Source organism: Caldibacillus sp. 210928-DFI.2.18, from assembly GCF_020554505.1.
Lineage (GTDB): Bacteria > Bacillota > Bacilli > Bacillales > Caldibacillaceae > Caldifermentibacillus > Caldifermentibacillus hisashii.
In genome coordinates this window covers 1-323 of record NZ_JAJCHL010000249.1, presented here as the reverse complement: position 1 = coordinate 323, position 323 = coordinate 1, and the positions used below count along the sequence as shown (strand labels likewise).

Below are 323 nucleotides of genomic sequence, written 5' to 3'. Positions count from 1 at the left end.
TCTCGTCACCATTTTGAGGTGAAAAACGCTCAATTTTGACGACGAAACGTATTCTCGTCGCCATTTTGAGGAGAGAAATGCTGTTTTTTGGCGACGAGACCGAATCTCGTCACCATTTTGAGGTGAAAAACGCTCAATTTTGACGACGAAACGCGTTCTCGTCACCATTTTGAGGAAAAAAACGCTCAATTTTGACGACGAAACCCAATCTCGTCGCCATTTTGAGGAGAGAAATGCTGTTTTTTGGCGACGAGACCGAATCTCGTCACCATTTTGAGGTGAAAAACGCTCAATTTTGACGACGAAACGCGTTCTCGTCACCA

General features: G+C 44.6%; 1 protein-coding gene. It reads right to left on the bottom strand.

What is annotated here, in order from left to right:
* The coding region (locus tag LIZ98_RS17775) for a hypothetical protein (RefSeq protein ID WP_227203194.1) at nucleotides 1-323 on the bottom strand (323 nt) is incomplete at both ends.